At 46.7% G+C, this 15,603-nt stretch carries 20 protein-coding genes; 1 reads left to right on the forward strand and 19 read right to left on the reverse strand.

The window, feature by feature from the left end:
* Positions 1 to 95: 95 nt before the first annotated feature.
* The 18 genes from SHK35_RS01370 to SHK35_RS01455 all read right to left on the reverse strand — a co-directional run bounded on the left by SHK35_RS01370 (position 96) and on the right by SHK35_RS01455 (position 14,676).
* On the reverse strand, positions 96 to 818 hold the full coding sequence (locus SHK35_RS01370; protein ID WP_318708191.1) for a lysophospholipid acyltransferase family protein: 723 nt from the start codon (positions 816 to 818) through the stop codon (positions 96 to 98).
* Between the two features lie 25 nt (positions 819 to 843).
* Entirely contained in the window at positions 844 to 1,395 is a 552-nt protein-coding gene (locus SHK35_RS01375) for a Fe-S-containing hydro-lyase (protein WP_318704865.1), read from the reverse strand.
* Positions 1,396 to 1,426: 31 nt separating this feature from the next.
* On the reverse strand, positions 1,427 to 2,269 hold the full coding sequence (locus SHK35_RS01380; RefSeq protein ID WP_318708192.1) for a fumarate hydratase: 843 nt from the start codon (positions 2,267 to 2,269) through the stop codon (positions 1,427 to 1,429).
* Between the two features lie 9 nt (positions 2,270 to 2,278).
* A complete protein-coding gene (locus SHK35_RS01385; protein ID WP_318704867.1) occupies positions 2,279 to 2,689 on the reverse strand; it encodes an HIT family protein in 411 nt (136 codons plus the stop codon).
* Between the two features lie 40 nt (positions 2,690 to 2,729).
* The gene (locus SHK35_RS01390) at positions 2,730 to 3,737 is read right to left on the reverse strand and encodes an SCP2 sterol-binding domain-containing protein (protein ID WP_318704868.1); all 1,008 of its coding nucleotides are present in this window, start codon (positions 3,735 to 3,737) and stop codon (positions 2,730 to 2,732) included.
* A 12-nt stretch (positions 3,738 to 3,749) separates the two neighbouring features.
* Positions 3,750 to 4,346: a rhomboid family intramembrane serine protease gene (locus SHK35_RS01395; RefSeq protein WP_318704869.1), complete on the reverse strand. Its 597-nt coding sequence runs from the start codon at positions 4,344 to 4,346 to the stop codon at positions 3,750 to 3,752.
* An 87-nt stretch (positions 4,347 to 4,433) separates the two neighbouring features.
* On the reverse strand, positions 4,434 to 5,567 hold the full coding sequence (locus SHK35_RS01400; RefSeq protein ID WP_318708194.1) for a DUF6382 domain-containing protein: 1,134 nt from the start codon (positions 5,565 to 5,567) through the stop codon (positions 4,434 to 4,436).
* The gene (locus tag SHK35_RS01405; protein ID WP_318708195.1) at positions 5,568 to 6,005 is read right to left on the reverse strand and encodes a hypothetical protein; all 438 of its coding nucleotides are present in this window, start codon (positions 6,003 to 6,005) and stop codon (positions 5,568 to 5,570) included.
* Between the two features lie 113 nt (positions 6,006 to 6,118).
* Positions 6,119 to 6,544: a hypothetical protein gene (locus SHK35_RS01410; RefSeq protein WP_318708196.1), complete on the reverse strand. Its 426-nt coding sequence runs from the start codon at positions 6,542 to 6,544 to the stop codon at positions 6,119 to 6,121.
* Between the two features lie 32 nt (positions 6,545 to 6,576).
* Positions 6,577 to 7,341, reverse strand: coding sequence for a hypothetical protein (locus tag SHK35_RS01415; protein ID WP_318708197.1), 765 nt, complete (start codon positions 7,339 to 7,341; stop codon positions 6,577 to 6,579).
* Between the two features lie 213 nt (positions 7,342 to 7,554).
* Positions 7,555 to 9,015, reverse strand: a complete 1,461-nt coding sequence (locus SHK35_RS01420; RefSeq protein ID WP_318708198.1) for a DUF5702 domain-containing protein — start codon at positions 9,013 to 9,015, stop codon at positions 7,555 to 7,557.
* Positions 9,016 to 9,044: 29 nt separating this feature from the next.
* Positions 9,045 to 9,221 carry a Flp1 family type IVb pilin gene (locus tag SHK35_RS01425; protein ID WP_318704875.1) on the reverse strand — a complete coding sequence of 59 codons (177 nt, stop codon included), beginning with the start codon at positions 9,219 to 9,221 and terminating at the stop codon, positions 9,045 to 9,047.
* Between the two features lie 58 nt (positions 9,222 to 9,279).
* Entirely contained in the window at positions 9,280 to 10,734 is a 1,455-nt protein-coding gene (locus SHK35_RS01430; RefSeq protein WP_318708199.1) for a type II secretion system F family protein, read from the reverse strand.
* Between the two features lie 12 nt (positions 10,735 to 10,746).
* A complete protein-coding gene (locus SHK35_RS01435; RefSeq protein WP_318708200.1) occupies positions 10,747 to 11,520 on the reverse strand; it encodes a type II secretion system F family protein in 774 nt (257 codons plus the stop codon).
* Positions 11,486 to 12,712, reverse strand: a complete 1,227-nt coding sequence (locus tag SHK35_RS01440) for a CpaF family protein (protein WP_318708201.1) — start codon at positions 12,710 to 12,712, stop codon at positions 11,486 to 11,488. Before SHK35_RS01440 ends, SHK35_RS01435 begins: the two co-directional genes overlap by 35 nt.
* 15 nt (positions 12,713 to 12,727) lie before the next feature.
* Positions 12,728 to 13,729: a hypothetical protein gene (locus tag SHK35_RS01445; RefSeq protein WP_318708202.1), complete on the reverse strand. Its 1,002-nt coding sequence runs from the start codon at positions 13,727 to 13,729 to the stop codon at positions 12,728 to 12,730.
* The gene (locus SHK35_RS01450; protein WP_318704880.1) at positions 13,726 to 14,235 is read right to left on the reverse strand and encodes an A24 family peptidase; all 510 of its coding nucleotides are present in this window, start codon (positions 14,233 to 14,235) and stop codon (positions 13,726 to 13,728) included. The genes SHK35_RS01445 and SHK35_RS01450 overlap by 4 nt, the downstream gene beginning before the upstream one ends.
* A 168-nt stretch (positions 14,236 to 14,403) precedes the next feature.
* Positions 14,404 to 14,676: a pro-sigmaK processing inhibitor BofA family protein gene (locus tag SHK35_RS01455; protein WP_318704881.1), complete on the reverse strand. Its 273-nt coding sequence runs from the start codon at positions 14,674 to 14,676 to the stop codon at positions 14,404 to 14,406.
* Between the two features lie 241 nt (positions 14,677 to 14,917).
* On the opposite strand from SHK35_RS01455, the gene SHK35_RS01460 reads away from it, so the two are divergent.
* Positions 14,918 to 15,133 (forward strand): DUF2508 family protein, encoded by a 216-nt coding sequence (locus SHK35_RS01460; protein WP_318708204.1) that lies wholly within the window; start codon positions 14,918 to 14,920, stop codon positions 15,131 to 15,133.
* On the opposite strand, the gene SHK35_RS01465 is transcribed toward SHK35_RS01460, so the two are convergent.
* The gene (locus tag SHK35_RS01465; protein WP_318708205.1) at positions 15,083 to 15,559 is read right to left on the reverse strand and encodes a flagellar export chaperone FliS; all 477 of its coding nucleotides are present in this window, start codon (positions 15,557 to 15,559) and stop codon (positions 15,083 to 15,085) included. The genes SHK35_RS01460 and SHK35_RS01465 overlap by 51 nt on opposite strands.
* Positions 15,560 to 15,603: the final 44 nt, after the last annotated feature.

The raw sequence follows: 15,603 nt of genomic DNA on the forward strand, positions 1-15,603 counted from the left end.
GACACAATGCGCAAGTGCCGGATAGGAACGGCAAAATTTTTTACACTTCTATTACTTCTTTATCGCACATAAGCAAATTCAGCCCGCGTCCATTCTCAAAGCTGCGCCTGGGATTCAGCCATTGCAATAGCCTCTTCTATCCTTCTTTTCACCTCAGCCCCGATTTCTGTTGTTTTCATGCCTGCATATTCTTCATAATACAGGGGCGGCAGATAGATCAGCTTCACTGTCACCGGCCGGATGGAATTCTCGTCAAAGGGCTTGAAAGAATCAATTAAAGCGCACGGCACAATGGGACATTTTGCTTTTACCGCGCTCTTAAAGGTTCCTCCTTTGAATGGAAGAAGCCTGTTTCCCATTTTGCTTCTGGTTCCCTCTGCAAAAATCAGAAAATTTCTTCCTTTTTTCACCTCTTGTGTTACCTGGTTAATCACCTGCATGGACTGTCTTATATCTTCTCTGTCAATAGGGATTGCCCTTAACGCAGCCACCACCTGTTTTAGCAAAATCACATTGCTTGCTTCCTTCTTTATCACAAAGGAAAAAGGCACCGGGCAGGAATCCAAAAACACCAGCACATCAAACAGACCCTGATGGTTGGGAAAAAATACAAACCCGTTCTCCCTGGGAATATTTTCCAATCCATATGCCTCAATTTTTACCCTTCCCGCATGATTTGCTGCTTTTGTAACCTTTTTTACCCGTGCATAGGCTTCATCCAGGGTAATGCTCTCATCCTTTCCGCATTTCCAGATCAGGTAAAAATAATAGGGCACTTTCCAAAGAAGCCGCAGTACCATCAAAATAATACGTTTCATCTATGCTCTCCTGCTTTCAAGCAAATTATTCTCTGCAATACTCCTCTATTGCGGCCTCGTATAAATCATTTCCCTGAGAGTCAATCACTACAATCGCAGGAAAATCTTTGATCTCCAGCCGACGAATGGCCTCCGTACCCAAATCATCATACGCTACCACCTCTGATTTGGTGACAGCACGGGACAGCAGCGCTCCAGCCCCTCCCACAGCGGCAAAGTAAACGGCGCCATTTCTCACAATAGCCTCTTTCACCTCCGGCGTCCTCTTCCCCTTTCCTATCATTCCCTTTAGACCAAGGTCCAAAAGTGAGGGTGTATATCTATCCATCCTGCCTGCCGTCGTTGGACCTGCAGACCCTATAGGACGCCCCTCTCTCGCAGGCGAAGGCCCCATATAATAGATCACACTGTTCTTCAATTCTATGGGAAGCGCTTCTCCTCTCTGCAGCGCCTCATACATTCTTTTATGAGCTGCATCTCTTGCCGTATAAATGATCCCCGTTAAATACACATAGTCTCCAGCACGCAGCTTAGCCGCATCCGCATCACTTAACGGTACACTAATGTACTTGTTCATACTTTCCATTCCTTCCGTCCCCGTTCCCTCGTCAAAGTGCTCTTGTTACATGACGGTTTACATGACAGCAAATATTCACTGCCACAGGCAGCCCCGCAATATGAGTAGCATAGGTTTCCACGTTAACCGCCAATGCCGTTATGCTTCCTCCAAGTCCTCCAGGGCCGATTCCCAGGCTATTGATCTTCTCAAGTATTTCCTCCTCCAGCTCACGAACATAAGGTATCTCGGAACGCTTTTTTACGGAACGGGTAAGCGCCTTTTTTGCCAGCAGTGCGCACTTCTCAAAGGTGCCTCCAATTCCCACTCCCACCACCATGGGAGGACAGGCATTGGGCCCCGCTTCCTTCACCGCCGTCAGAACAGCCTGCTTGATTCCCTCTATTCCATCCGCCGGCTTCAGCATAAACACCCTGCTCATGTTTTCACTGCCGAATCCTTTTGGGGCCACTGTAATCTTTACCCCGTCTCCCCGCACAATTTCATAATGCACCACCGCCGGTGTGTTATCCTTTGTATTTTCCCGCAAAATGGGGTCACGCACTACAGATTTGCGCAGAAATCCTTCTGCGTAGCCCTGGCGCACTCCTTCATTGACGGCATCTTCCAGAAACCCTCCTTCAAAATGCACATCCTGGCCAATTTCCATAAAAATCACTGCCATTCCTGTATCCTGGCAGATGGGAATCCAATCTTCCCCCGCAATGTCCATGTTTTCCTGCAGCTGCCCTAATATTTTTCTTCCAAGAGGCGCTTTCTCGGTATCCGCCGCTCTTTTCATAGCTTCCTTCATGTCCTCTGAAAGGAAATAATTGGCCTCAATACACATTTCTTTGATGTTGCGGGTCACTTCACTTACGTCCACTGTTCTCATGGTATTCCATTACTCCAAAATCTGCTTTCTAACCGCTTCCAGTTCCTCCTGAGAAGGTTTCCCGGGCACCCAGTTAATATTCTGTCCGTCCCCTTTATACCGGGGAATTAAATGAATATGAAAATGTTCTACCGTCTGTCCTGCAGCCTCCCCATTGTTCTGTACCAGATTGATGCCGTCACAGTTTAACTTCTCAGTCAAAAGACTCGCCATCTTCTTTGCAAGGATCATCGCATCCCCCGCCAGCTTTTCGGGAAGTTCATATAAATTTGCAGCATGATCTTTGGGCAGAATGAGGGAATGCCCCTTGGCTGCCGGTCCAAGATCAAGAATCACTCGAAACTTTTCGTCCTCATACAAAGACTTTGATGGAATCTCCCCATTTGCAATTTTACAAAAAATACAATCTTCTTTTCTCATCTTTTCCTCCTTTTCCAGGAAACGTCCTTACACTGTCTGTTTATACACTCTTTCTCTCCTCAAAGGGAAACAGCACATCCAGCATCCGAAGGGTTCTGAAATCGCCCTTTACCTTCATCGCCCCTGACATAAATGCCCTCTGAAAGGTCATTCTTCCGTTCACAATATCCTCCAACGTGATTTTGTCGGTCTGAATTTCCACCTCCGGCTGCTTAGGTGCTCCGTAAACACACTCCATATGAGGCCCCTTTACAGTCAGAATCAATTTGTCCTTTTTATCGTCTATGCCGATGGCATATTCCGCTTCAAAGCCAGCCTGAGGCCGAAAGCATTTTTCAAAGTTCTGCCGGTATTCCTCCTCCTTTTCCGTTCCTTCATTAAAGAGCATATCCCGAAACAAACTCGTCAGTTCCTGAATATCCTCCTTTTGTTTTTGTACATAACCATCATCAGAGACATATCGGGACAGCTGCTCCGTCTCCTGAGGCGTCAGGTCAATGGCCTGGGAAATGGATACCTTCTGCCGTACGGCCTGATTGCTCGCCGGGAAACTGGCCATTTTCTGGTTGATTGTCCGGTACATATTCTCTGCCTTTTTTTCTATAATGCGAACATACTCCTGATTCATTTCCAGTGTTACCGTATTATCAATATAACCACAGATACCGCTGCAGGGAAGACCTCCCAGGATTTCCCATGCAGTGGAAAGATTCAGCTTGGCTTCTCTTTCTCCGTATGTAGTTGACATCACAATAGGGCACATATATATTTGAGAAATTTTCTCTTTGTCCCCAAACAGCCAGCAGGCATCCAGAAACTGCTGCATATATCCGCCAATCCCATACCATTCCACCGTAGTCGCAAGGATAATGCCGTCAGCATCTTTTAATGTCTGCGGCAGGGTAGGTATGGTATTTTTGCATTCATACAGATTGTAGCGTGTTACATTCACACGCAGTTCCTCTAAAATTTCCTGCATCTTATTGATTACAAACAGGGTAGGATCATCAATAATGCCTCTCCCCCCATAGTAAATATTAATGTTCAAAGCTGCACCTCTCTAACCACGCGTTCTTTTTGTTCTCCGTTCAATCAGGCACATAAGCGTTCCTCCCAAAAAGCCGGTCAAAAGGCCACCTATATGCGCGGCATTGTCAACGTTATACCCGGTAAACCCACTGTACAGGGAATAAGCAATCATAAGTATCACTCTTGCGGGCGTCACATTTTTCATAGGCCTTGGCGAAAACAAAACCATCGCCAGCAGCACTCCATCCAATCCGAATACCGCCCCGCTTGCACCGATAGACCCGGAAAAATCATTTGTCCTTAGTTTGCCAAACAGCGACAGCAGATTTCCTCCGATCCCTGAGAGAAAATAGAGAATGCCATAGCGCACATGTCCTGTTTCTCTTTCGATCATTGCTCCTAGGAAGAAAAGAATAAACATATTATTGAAAATATGGCTCACTGAGCTGTGCAGAAACATTGACCAGATAATCCTGCCGTATTCTCTCTCCACCATCACGCCCCATATGTTCAGGCTCCCTCTTTCATATAACAGGCTGCCAGTAAAAGTACATATCACATATACAATTACATTCACCGCCACCAAAGCCCCGCTGACAATGGGCCAGTTTCTCCATCTCTGTAACACAGCATACTTCCTCTCAAAGATATCTCTTTACAATGTACCACTGTTTGCCCCTGTCCGTCAACCAAAGCATTTTCTGATTTCTTTTTTCTATCGATATATCATTACGGTTCTCCCAATTTTTATTTCATCCTCTTCCTCCAGCTTCTTCTTTTCATAAGGCTGCATTCTCAGTCCATTTTTAAAGGTACCGTTGGTGGAATTCATGTCCTCCAGATACATCCCCTCCTTTTCTTTACATATTCTGGCATGAACCCTGCTGACGGCCACATCCTCCAGCACCAGGTCGGACTCGCTTTTCTTTTTGCCAATTGAAAACACGGTTTTGTCAAGCCTTGCCAGGAGCCGCCCTTCCCGCGTGTAAAGTCCATGCGTTCTCTCCCGCTCCTCCTGTTTCGTCTCTATATAAATGGTTTTTCCCAGCTCCGGTTCCTCATAAGCCGTATCCTCCGCAACTGCGTAACCGCTCATAGCCTGCCGCATTTCCTGTTCATACAGATTCCGTATTTCTCTGTTTTTTCTTTTTTTCCCATCCCAAAAATGCAAAAATCCCTTTTTATCCTTTATTTCCTCCTGCAGCATGCTTTCCATCTTCTGCATTGTCTCCGGCTCTTTGTCTTTTTTCAGCTCTTCCTCCTGAGGCTGATTTTCTTCCCAGACGTTTTTATCCTCCCGTTGTTCCAGCGCCTTTGCATCTTCAAATATTTGAGCCTGCAGATACGCCTCGCCGCTGTGTGTAAATCGATCATACATTTTATAGACACATTCCACGAGTGCCTCGTCCTCGTAATCAATGCGCTCCACCCAAAAGTCCAAAAGTTCCAGAAACCCGCCTTCTCCTTCATAGTATGGAACATAGACAAAAGAAAACATATTATTTTCCAAATCCTGAAAAATCTGACCGGGCTGCCAGAGAATATTGCGGTAATCCAGCAGAAACCTTTCCAGCTCCCCCATGATCTGCCCAAGCCCCCACATAAAATCCTTCATCCACTGCCTTGTCAGGAAACGGCTGCTGTAAAGCTGCGCAATGCTCTGGCGCGAGGTAATATCATAATATAAATAGGCCGATCCGTTGATATAGCGCAGGCTGCAGGAAAGTAGTCCCCTGATTCCCCCTCTGCTTAAAATGCAGTACTGATATTTTCTTTCTTCCGGCTTTTGGTCCAGCAATATTCTCTCGTAATTGTGATTTAGGCTCCGTACAAATTCTGTCTCCAACATTTATTCTCCCTCCACTATCCTGCGGTAATTTCTCACAAACAAAGCAGGGTCAATCCTATGATTTTCATACCGGGCCTGAGCCCTCCAAACTGCATTCCCCCAAAAATCCATGCCTGCAAAGGGAAATTCCAGCTCTCCGCTTCCTCTCACGGCAATGGTATCCTTTTCCAGCTTGATTTCCACCTCTTTTTGATTCCACAAAACAAATTTGTCCCTGGAAATGCGGCTCTGCCAGTCTTTCATCTGCTCTGCCGCCTCTGTCTTGTCCTCAGCATTCACAGCGCTCCCCTTAAGCGCCAGGGCCCCCATATCCTGTTCTAACAGGCAGCGGTCATATTGAAAAAACCAAAGGCCGATTATAAACAGAATAACGCTGATAACCACCGGGATGATCATAGCGGCTTCCACGGTAAAATATGCCTGTACTTTTCTTTTCATATTTTCTCTCATTCTGCCGCGTGAGCGGCTTTGTAATCAGAAGGAACTTTGTGCGGCAGCACAAATTCCGGATTGAAAATTTTAATTTTCAATCTTTTCTCCTCTTGCTTGTTTCATAATATAAAGCAAGAAGCCAGCAAAAAGGGCAGATACGGTACTCTGCTGTTTTTATGTACTCTGCGGAACAAAAACATGACCACGCAAAATGCAAACACAAGCAGTATACTCACCCAAAATAAGAGTACGCACGCCGGATACTCCATAAGCATACTCAGCTGCAGTAAAACCATTCCATCCGCGCTTCCCACCTTTCCGGTTATCCTTGCTGCTATCAGCAGAATGAATCCGGGCAAAAGTGCAGGCAGCAGCCGGAATGCTTCTCCGGGCCAGCTCCATGTATTCCAGGGTTTTTTTGTGACCACACTATAAAGCACAATTCCCCAGCCCGCTAAAAGAATCAACAAGGGTACCTTTTTTTCTTTGATGTCCCATACGCTTAAGACACCCAGATAAGACAATAGAAAAATCTTCCGTATCATAACAATCTCCATTCCGACACTAATCCGCTTCTTTATTTTGTGCAACGGCTGCAGGGGGCAAATTCCTTTTGCGCCTCCGTCTTAATCAAGGAAAATATGGTTCTTTTAAGTCCCGGGCAGTCCTGCCTGCAATGATAGCGGCTGCCCTCACTTGTAATAAACACCGCATCACCTCCTTTGTCCGTGCCACACCTTTCGCAGAGGCTGTATCTGCCGCCATTTTCGTTTCTTAATTTCAGCACCTCTGCCGGCGAAGTCTCTGTCACTGACAGGGTCAGATGACTGCATCCAATGCTTTCATGATACACTCTGCCGTTTTCCGCTACATATACCGTCTGCGCTTTTTCTTCTCCGGAAGCACCCGGTATTTCATACCCCGTCCAAAAATGCCCGTAATATCTATTTCCCATCCGAAATGGGAGAAATCCCGCCAAGTCCGACCACGGCGATACCAAATAAGTGACATTGATTTCGAATTCCCCATCGTCTCCAAGCGCTTTGCTCTCCCAAAACTGCAGTCCCTCTGCGCCATATGCCAAGGGAGAAGCATCCAGATAATCCTCTCCTGCATACTTTGTCATTTCTTCCTTTACATATCCATAGGACAGCACAATCCCCGCCACGTTTTCCTGCAGGTCTGCCTCCTTAAAAGCATATCCGTACACAGAAAGCCTGTTTCCCACGTCCTGCAGCGCAAGCTGCAGGTTGCCATGCAGGCGGATCATTTCCATCGCGCAGCTCAAGTTTAAAAAGAATAACAGAAAAATGGGCAAGACTACTGCTGCCTCCACTGTCATGCCGGCCTGCCTTTTTCTTTCAAAAAAGGTGGACAGCGATATCCCCTTTATGGAGTGCTTTATCAGTAAAAAGGGGGTTAAGGAGTATAAGCCTCGGGCAAGGCTTTGAAATTTTGTTGTCTGCTTCGGAGAAGGTCTCTTGAAAATTAGTTTACTTTGTTCTGTTTTTTCTTTTCTCCATAAAGGGGACATCGCCATTCACCTTCCTTCTCTTTAGTAGCTTTTTTGTCTTGTCAATTCAAATTGATAGCCATAAGCGCTTTCCACACAAATATACGCTTCTATTCTGTCAAAGCATCCGTCCAGACGAAAATCCGCGTTTCCGGCGGTCAGCCGGATATCTGCCTCCACCAGGTTCATTGCCCGGCCTGTAAGCTTGTCTGTGTCCGTAAGCATTAAAAAAATTCTCAGATAATCCTCGTAGCTAAGTCCTGTCTCTTCCCTAAAATTTTCATTGGAAATATTTGCCTCAAGGGCCCCCTGCAGGCCAAAATGCCATGTGGCATCATCCTTGATCAGCGGGATTTTTCCTCCTTCCAGCAACGTCTTTACATCATAAAGACTTTCTGCGTATGCCCAGCCAAGCAATAAGGATACCTTCAAAAGCTCTGTGATTTCCGGTACTGCCAGCAATGTGGCAATCACCCCGGCCACCAGCTCCGCCTCCATGCTTTTTTCACTGTCAGAAAAAAGATACAGTGCATTTGCGGCCTCACGCAGCGCCAAAAGGCGATTGGCCACACCTCTTAGATTTTCCGTGTCATTCTCCTTTCCTGCAATCAAATATTCCAGCTGGTACAATAAAGCGCCTTCCGCATTCTCAGCCCCATAGTTTCCCATATAACGCATCAGATATTCTCGAAAAAGAAATTGATCCGCCAGGGATTCCTCCTCGGGAATATGGATATCCATATTCCCACTGTTGACCTCTCCCTTCTTAATCCTGTCCATTATCAACGCTTCCTGCGCAATGCTTCTTTGGGATATTTGTTCCTGATCCTCTATTACCAGTTTTAAAATACCCTTTCTTTTGTTCTCTTCCAATTTCCAGGTGGGATTTTCAATCTCCACAACCTTCCATTGCCCATCCGGAAGCTGAATCTCTTTCCCGTTGTATTCCTGTATCTGCCTGTCGATCTCTGCTTTTTTCTGCTCCACACTTCCGTCCTCAAGACTGTTGATTTCCACTGTTTTCAACCATTCCGAAAGCTCTTTCAGCACAGTCAGTCCCACATCAGCCTCTATAGCCTCCACAGCCCGCCTTCGAAACACACCTCCTTCCTGATCCGTGAGGATGGAAATCCCAGTCAGGGAAGCCTCTTTCAAAGTCAGGGCAAAGAAGTCCCTGTACCAGTAATCGGAAAGAAACAGGTCCTCTAAAGAAAAATTTCGCTGCAGATAGTGACACAAATGCCTTTCCGTATTTGCAGGAGACGGATAATTGGTACCATAAGAGGCATCCAGCGCAAAAAGATTATACTGCTCGAAGAGCTCTTTGTGGTATTCTGCCAGAATGCTGTTTAAGCTCATCTCCGCCATGCACTCCGCCTCCAGGGCCGCCCCATTTCTCCTGGCACCCTCCAGCAGCACAAGGCACAGGGCTAGAAGCACTGCCATGGACAGCGCCAGATAGACCGTCAGATACGCGTCCTTTTTTCCCCTTATGGTTTCCATTTTCCGCCTCCTCTCCAATCCAGGCTTTCTCAAATCTTGTTTGTCTGTTTTGTAATTTTGGAAAAAATAGAATTCACAATATCCGTAATTTGTTCCTTAAATATTATGACCAGACCCACAAGTACAACGATAATCAGAATGACCTCCACCGTTCCCATGCCATCCTCCTCCGTTATCAGCTGCTTTAAATTTTTTAATTTCTGCATTCTTGCTCCCTTCTGCATGCTATTCCATCAGATAGCTGCCAATTTACAATTTTTGTTTTTATACCACACCCATGGAAGAAAACGCCGGCAGCATTACCATAATCATTACCACAAAAAGCAGCATCACCATGGGCAGCAGCAGCTTTGTCCCCGCCTCCTCCCCCAGCTGCCTTACACTCTGCAGCTGCTCCTCCCCAGCCTTATCCGCTTCTTCTGCCAGTCTCTCAAGAAGCGTGCTGTTTCCCTTTTTCAGGTTCTGCATCAGCAGCGTACTGAGCCGCATATACTCCTGAATGCCCGTTCTTTTTCCAAAACTGGCATAGGCAGCCCCTTCGGACACTCCCGCCTGCATTTCCCTGCAGGCATGGAGCATTTCCTCGTAAGCAGGTCCAACGGCTTCCTTTGCTCCCCTTCCCCTCTCCGCTTCCTTTGCCACTTTCTGAAAAGCGCCTCTCACAGTCATTCCTGCGCCCAGATATAATGCCAGCTTATGTACAATATCAGGATATTCTCTTTTCATCCGCCTCTTTCTTTTTTCAATTCTTTCGTGCAGATCTCTATCCTTTAAAAAGTAAACTGCGCCTGCTGCCGCCAACGCCATAATCCACAAAATAATTCCCTTATTCTCCGCAGCCTGTTCCCATTTCACCTCCTTTCCCTCAACAGCGGCGGGAAGGGCCCACTCCTTCTCCATACGGCTGTCCTGCTCTGCGGCCGACAAAAGTGCTTCCAGTTCCTCATAGATGCGCTCCTGTGCTGTAAGAACCGGCGGCGTCACACAAACTGTCACATTTTCCTGCCATTTCCTCTCCCCATATGAAATCTCCGCCGCAAGCAAAACCTCTCCTGTTTTCTGGTTGTCATAGATCCGGCCCGAAGCTCCCAATACTTCCGGCTTGTCCGTAGACCATTCCAGAGAAAAGGGAAAACCCTCATATTCCTGAAGCAATTCCAAGTCCCGCCACACCTGATCCAGAGAGGGATTGTCTCCCAGAATCAGCTCCGGCAGTTTTTCAACAAATTCCTCATAGCAGGAAGCAAGCTCCTCTTCCGTAAGCCTTTGGGGCGCCACCTGTAATGTAAAGGCATTTTTATAAGCCTCCTCCTCTTCAGAGTCAATGACAGCTGTGAGATAAAGTGTCCGCTCCTCTTTGGTTCTTTCCACTATTCCCGTTTTGGTCAGGGCCAGACTGCTTTTTTCCCTGCAATCTATTAAAAAGGCAAAAGCAGTTCCCACAAAGACCAAAGCAAGGGACAAAGACAGCTTTTCCACATAATACCAGGTCTGAGATTGCTGCCCGCATTCCCCCGGATACAATCTGCGCACATCTGCCTCCACCTGGTCAGAGCGAAACAAAGGAAGCCTCCGGATGCAGGCATTTTTGTAGAGATAAACAGCCATGCGGGCAAAAGGTTTCAAGACAACAGATTCTACGCCACAGCAATCCTCCTTTCGAGATAAAAACGCCAGAACAGCATAAATCACAAATATCACAGCCACCGCCCCAATCATTTGCCACCTCCCCTAAACAAAACCATCCGTTAAAACCTTTTTCATCACAAGCTCTCCCGCAGCGCATGCCCCCAGATAAACCGCCAGACACAGAGTCATCACAGCAATTCCCTGCAGATTGTGATAAAGCACATCGAAATATCCTGGACTGCTCACACTGATATAAAAGGAAACCACAAAAGGCATAAGCTTCATTATATTTTGTTCCATCTGTCTGCCGCTTAGAAGGGTTTTCATCTCCTGTTTGACCGCGATTCTGCGGCCAATCAGCTCCGAGGATGTCCGGATCATTTTCGGCAGGTCCCCGCCGTTTTTCTTTGCGATGGATAAAACGCTGGAAAATTGGGCGATTTCAGAGCTGCCGCTTCTGTCTGCCAAATCAGAAAGCTGTTCCTCTAAGGGAATATTCATTACAAGTCCCTTACGGATTATCTCAAGCTCCTGACAGATCATAGAGCCCTCCCCATATAAAACCAGCATATCCGCTCTGCTTTCCAAAAAAGCATTCTCCAGAGAATATCCTGCCCTGAGGGCTGCGGACACGGACAAAATGCACTCCTTAAACTGCACCGTCAGCTCCTCCCTGGCCCGTTTTGCCTTTTTTTGTCCAAGGCTGCGGAAAAACAGCATACCTGCCGCAGACAGAGGAATCGCCGCCCAAAAGCTGCGGTAAAAAAAGACTGCAAGAAATCCTGTCACTGCCGCCGATTGTAAAGCAGCAGCCAAAAGCTCTCCCTTTTTCCAGCAATATTTATGATAATCCCGCCGCTTTGAGCTTGTCCTCATGAAGCAATGCTCCTTTCCTGTGCAGGCAGCCTGCTACGCTCCCTTTTTCATCCTCCCCCGTCTCTTCAAACCGAAACAGCGGATTGAGCCGTATTTCGCCGCCTTCAAAGCCTGCAATTTCTGTAATCTCCAATACTCTCCTGGATTTGTCCCTAAGCCTTCCCAGATGCACAATGATATCTAATCCGGAAGCAATCTGTTTCTTTATGGCCGCAAGAGGAATGTCCATTCCCATGAGAATCATATTTTCCAGTCTCGCCACCATGTCCGCTCCACTGTTTGCGTGGCCCGTGGACATACTGCCATCGTGGCCTGTGTTCAGACACTGCATCATATCAATGGCCTCTGCTCCCCGCACCTCTCCTACAATGATCCGATCCGGCCGCATCCGCAAGGAGGACCGGATGAGATCACGTATGGTAATCTCCAGGCAGCCCTCCACATTGCTGTTTCTCGTTTCCAGCCGCACAAGATTAGGGAGCTTTTGCAGCTGCAGCTCCGCACTGTCTTCTATGGTGATCACCCGTTCATCCGAGGGAATGAAAGCGGAAAGCGCATTCAGAAAGGTAGTTTTTCCGCTTCCCGTGCCGCCGCTGATAAATATATTGTATTTTGCGCGGACAAGCTTTTTCAAAAAATCTGCGGCCTCTTTGGAGACAGATTGATTTTCAATGAGATACTCCATTGTAATCGGTTTGTCCGGGAAGCGCCTTATTGTCACAATGGGGCCGTTTAGCGCCACAGGGTTCATGACAATATTCACTCTGGAGCCGTTTTCCAGCCTTGCATCCACAATGGGAGAAGCTTCATTTACCACACGGTTGCAGCCCGCCACAATCTGCTGAATCACATCCTGCAGCTTTTCCATGGATTCAAACCCCGTGTCAAGCTCCCTGAGACGTCCCTCTTTTTCAATAAATATGTGATCCTTTCCATTGATCATGATTTCAGTGACCGCTTTGTCCTCCACAAAAATCTGCAGGATATCCAGTCTGCGTAAAGAGTCAAAAAGCTCTTTTTTCAACCTTTTTCGCATTTCCACCGGGTACAGCATCAGCCTTTTTTGCTCAAGCAAAACCTCGTCTATGGCCTCCTCCACGTCCTCATCGGAAACATCTGCAATATAATCCATCCGTTCCTGCACCTCCCGGCGCAGATTTCTTTTCCATTCTCCATACTCTATAGCCTCCATATCACAGCCTCCTTTTCATAATTCCTTGAGGATTTCCTTTACATATTCCGCCAGCTCCCCTTTGGTATACTGCTCCGGCTCCTCGGGAAGCCTTCCGAAGCGGGGCGGACAGAGTCTGCTTGTTTTCTGCAGAATTTCCTCCGCCTGGTACAGGGCCAGAAGCTGCTCATACTGCAGAAGCTTCCCTTCGGCTGCTTTGTCACTCTGCGTCAGGGTAAAAATCTTATAACATCTGCTCATAATTTCAAAAAGCCCCTGAATGCTCTCGCTTAAATCCAGAATAATATATTCATACTTTCCCATTTCCTCGATTTTGGTCAAAAGCCGTCTCCATTCCTGAGGCGTTACCGTAAGAAGATTTTGTCCCGCCTTCATGGGCGGAATATAGTCCAGACTGCCCTTCTTTTGTATCAAGGTCTCCATCCGCAGGGAAAACTTGTCCCCCTCTCCATTGAGAAAATAGAGCAGATCTCCCAGGTCTTTCACCTGCATATCCGGCAGAATTCCGCCGATTCCCGCATAGTGCTCAAAATTCAAATACAGTGTCGGACTATCTCTCGCCAGCATTTGGCTCAGAGTCAGGGCAAAGGAGGTCTGCAGGCATCTTCTCACCGGCGAATAAATTCCCACAAGCTTGGCGCTGCCGCCCTGTGCCAGTCCTGGCAGCGGATTTTCTGCCACTTCCGCATAGGCTTCGACCAGCTCCTTGACCACATTTTCCGCACACTGGTATTTGTCCACGTTCTTAAGGTCTGGATATCTTATCACCCCGCTTTCATTTAAGATTACGGTACAGCCTGCCTTTAGTCCTTTCCATTCCGGTCCGAAAACCGATTCCGCCATTATCAGCACAGAAATAAAATTATTCTCTTCCCCGCGCATCAGTTCCTCCAGGTCTGTGTAAACATGCAGTTCCCAGGGCAGATTCTTGTATCTTTTCACATATTCTGCAAATGACTGTATATATTCCTCCTCCCTGTCACACAGTGCCAGGATATCCAATTTTCTATACTTCAATAGGCACCTCCCAGATAAAAAAGCACACTTAAAAATATAGGCCCCGAAAGACAGATTCCTGCCGCTTTTCGTTCCTTTTCATTTTCCAGATAAAGGCTCCATTTTCCGGTCTGCGCTGTCACTGTCAGATATCTCCATAGATAGACAAGCCTTTCCTTTGCATTGTGCTCCTTATGTATTTTGATCAGGGAAAAAACTGCCGCTGAAAGCAGAGAAAAAAATAAGAAAGACGGAATTTTACAGACGGGCAGACAGCCCCCACAGATTCCCAAAAGCTTTACGTCTCCTGCGCCGATACATCCAATTTTGAAGAGAGGATAGGCCAGAAGCATTACTCCCGCCATCTTTACCAGGCAGAAGAAAAACAGAGAAATACAGGCTCCAAACAGATGCCTTCCAATGCAGGTAAAGAACAGCAGAAGCAGCAGACTGTTTGGGATTCTGTGCTGCAGATAGTCATAGCCGCAGGCAATGACCAGCAATACACATACACATAATGCCGCCAAAGCATCATCTCCTTTTATGCTATTTTATTTTTACGGGTAATGCCGGGACGATATTGTCCCACTGATTCTTTAGAAAATCTTTTTGATCTGTTTTGTAAAATGTATTATAGACGCTGTCCTTTTGCTTTGCAATAGAAAACAAGGAAAAATATAAATTTTGGTAAATTTTTACATAAGCTGATAAATTCCGATTCCGTAAAGCGCTAAAAGCCCAGGTATTCCAAGAATTCCGGCTGTCAAAACGGTCACCGCATTAATGCCCACCCCCAGGGAAATTCCCAGCGCGGCCAGAAGAGAATTGATAAAATAGATTGCAATCGTGCCAAGCACGCTCCGCATAACAACGTTTAAAAGCCATTCCAGCTTTCTTCGCATGGCGCCTATCAGCAGTGCCGCAGCGCAGGCCAGCACAATCAGCATGGTTCCCATTTGATTTTCCATTGTCCTGTCCCTCTTACGTTCTTTTGCTACAATCTATGAGCCTTTTTTGTTTTTTATGCCCGAACCTTCATTTTCCTGGCATTCTTTCTAAGAATTGGTATATTTTCCATTTAAGGGGGCTATACTTTTAACAACAAAATTGAAAGGCTTGGGTAACAGCATGAAAATATTCTTCAGTCGAAACTACGATTCCTCGCGTGTAGAGGAACCGGATTTTACTCCAGTCAGTCTGCAGGAAGCCATGGAAAAAACCCGCACAGCACTGGACATTGCATATGCGGGTTTTGATAACGCTGTTGACACAGATTTGATTGACAGCTATATTTATGAGATTAATTCTCTGCAGAAAAGATACAAGCACCTGACGGATCTGGCCGCCCTGGAGCCTGCCGCCGGGACTGCAAAATCATACCAGCATTCCCCGATTCGCGCCCTGGTCAGCCATGTTTTCGGTTAAGGTGTTTCTGCCATAGGTCAGTCCGGCATAAACTGCCTGGGAATTATTCATCACAGGGCCATTTTCGTTTTGCGGCGCAATTTTTTCATAAGCATCATGGAGGGGACGTATCACTTTTTCTATTTCTTCCAACACCTTCGGATCATTCCTGACCTCGCCATAGGCCAGTCTCCTGATGCAGAACAAATAAAGCCGCAATAGAGCGGGCGCCGGCTCATAGTTCGGATTTAAGGATGCAAGAAGCTCATTGAGACATCCCCTTGCCTTGCGAATAGCTTCCCGAAAGGCATCTCTGTCTCCGGATGCGTGAGCCTGCGCTCCCTCTTCCAGATACAGTAAAAGCATCTCATATAAAATAACAATCAGCTGCGTGGAATTTGCCTGTGTAATTCTCCTGGTAAATTCCTGTTTTTGTTCCTTGGTCATTCTGCCTCCCTGTAAAAAAGACACATATCACTGCTAATACGCTT

The sequence above is a fragment of the Candidatus Acetatifactor stercoripullorum genome, from assembly GCF_944382095.1.
In the GTDB taxonomy this organism is placed as follows: Bacteria; Bacillota; Clostridia; order Lachnospirales; family Lachnospiraceae; genus Acetatifactor; species Acetatifactor stercoripullorum.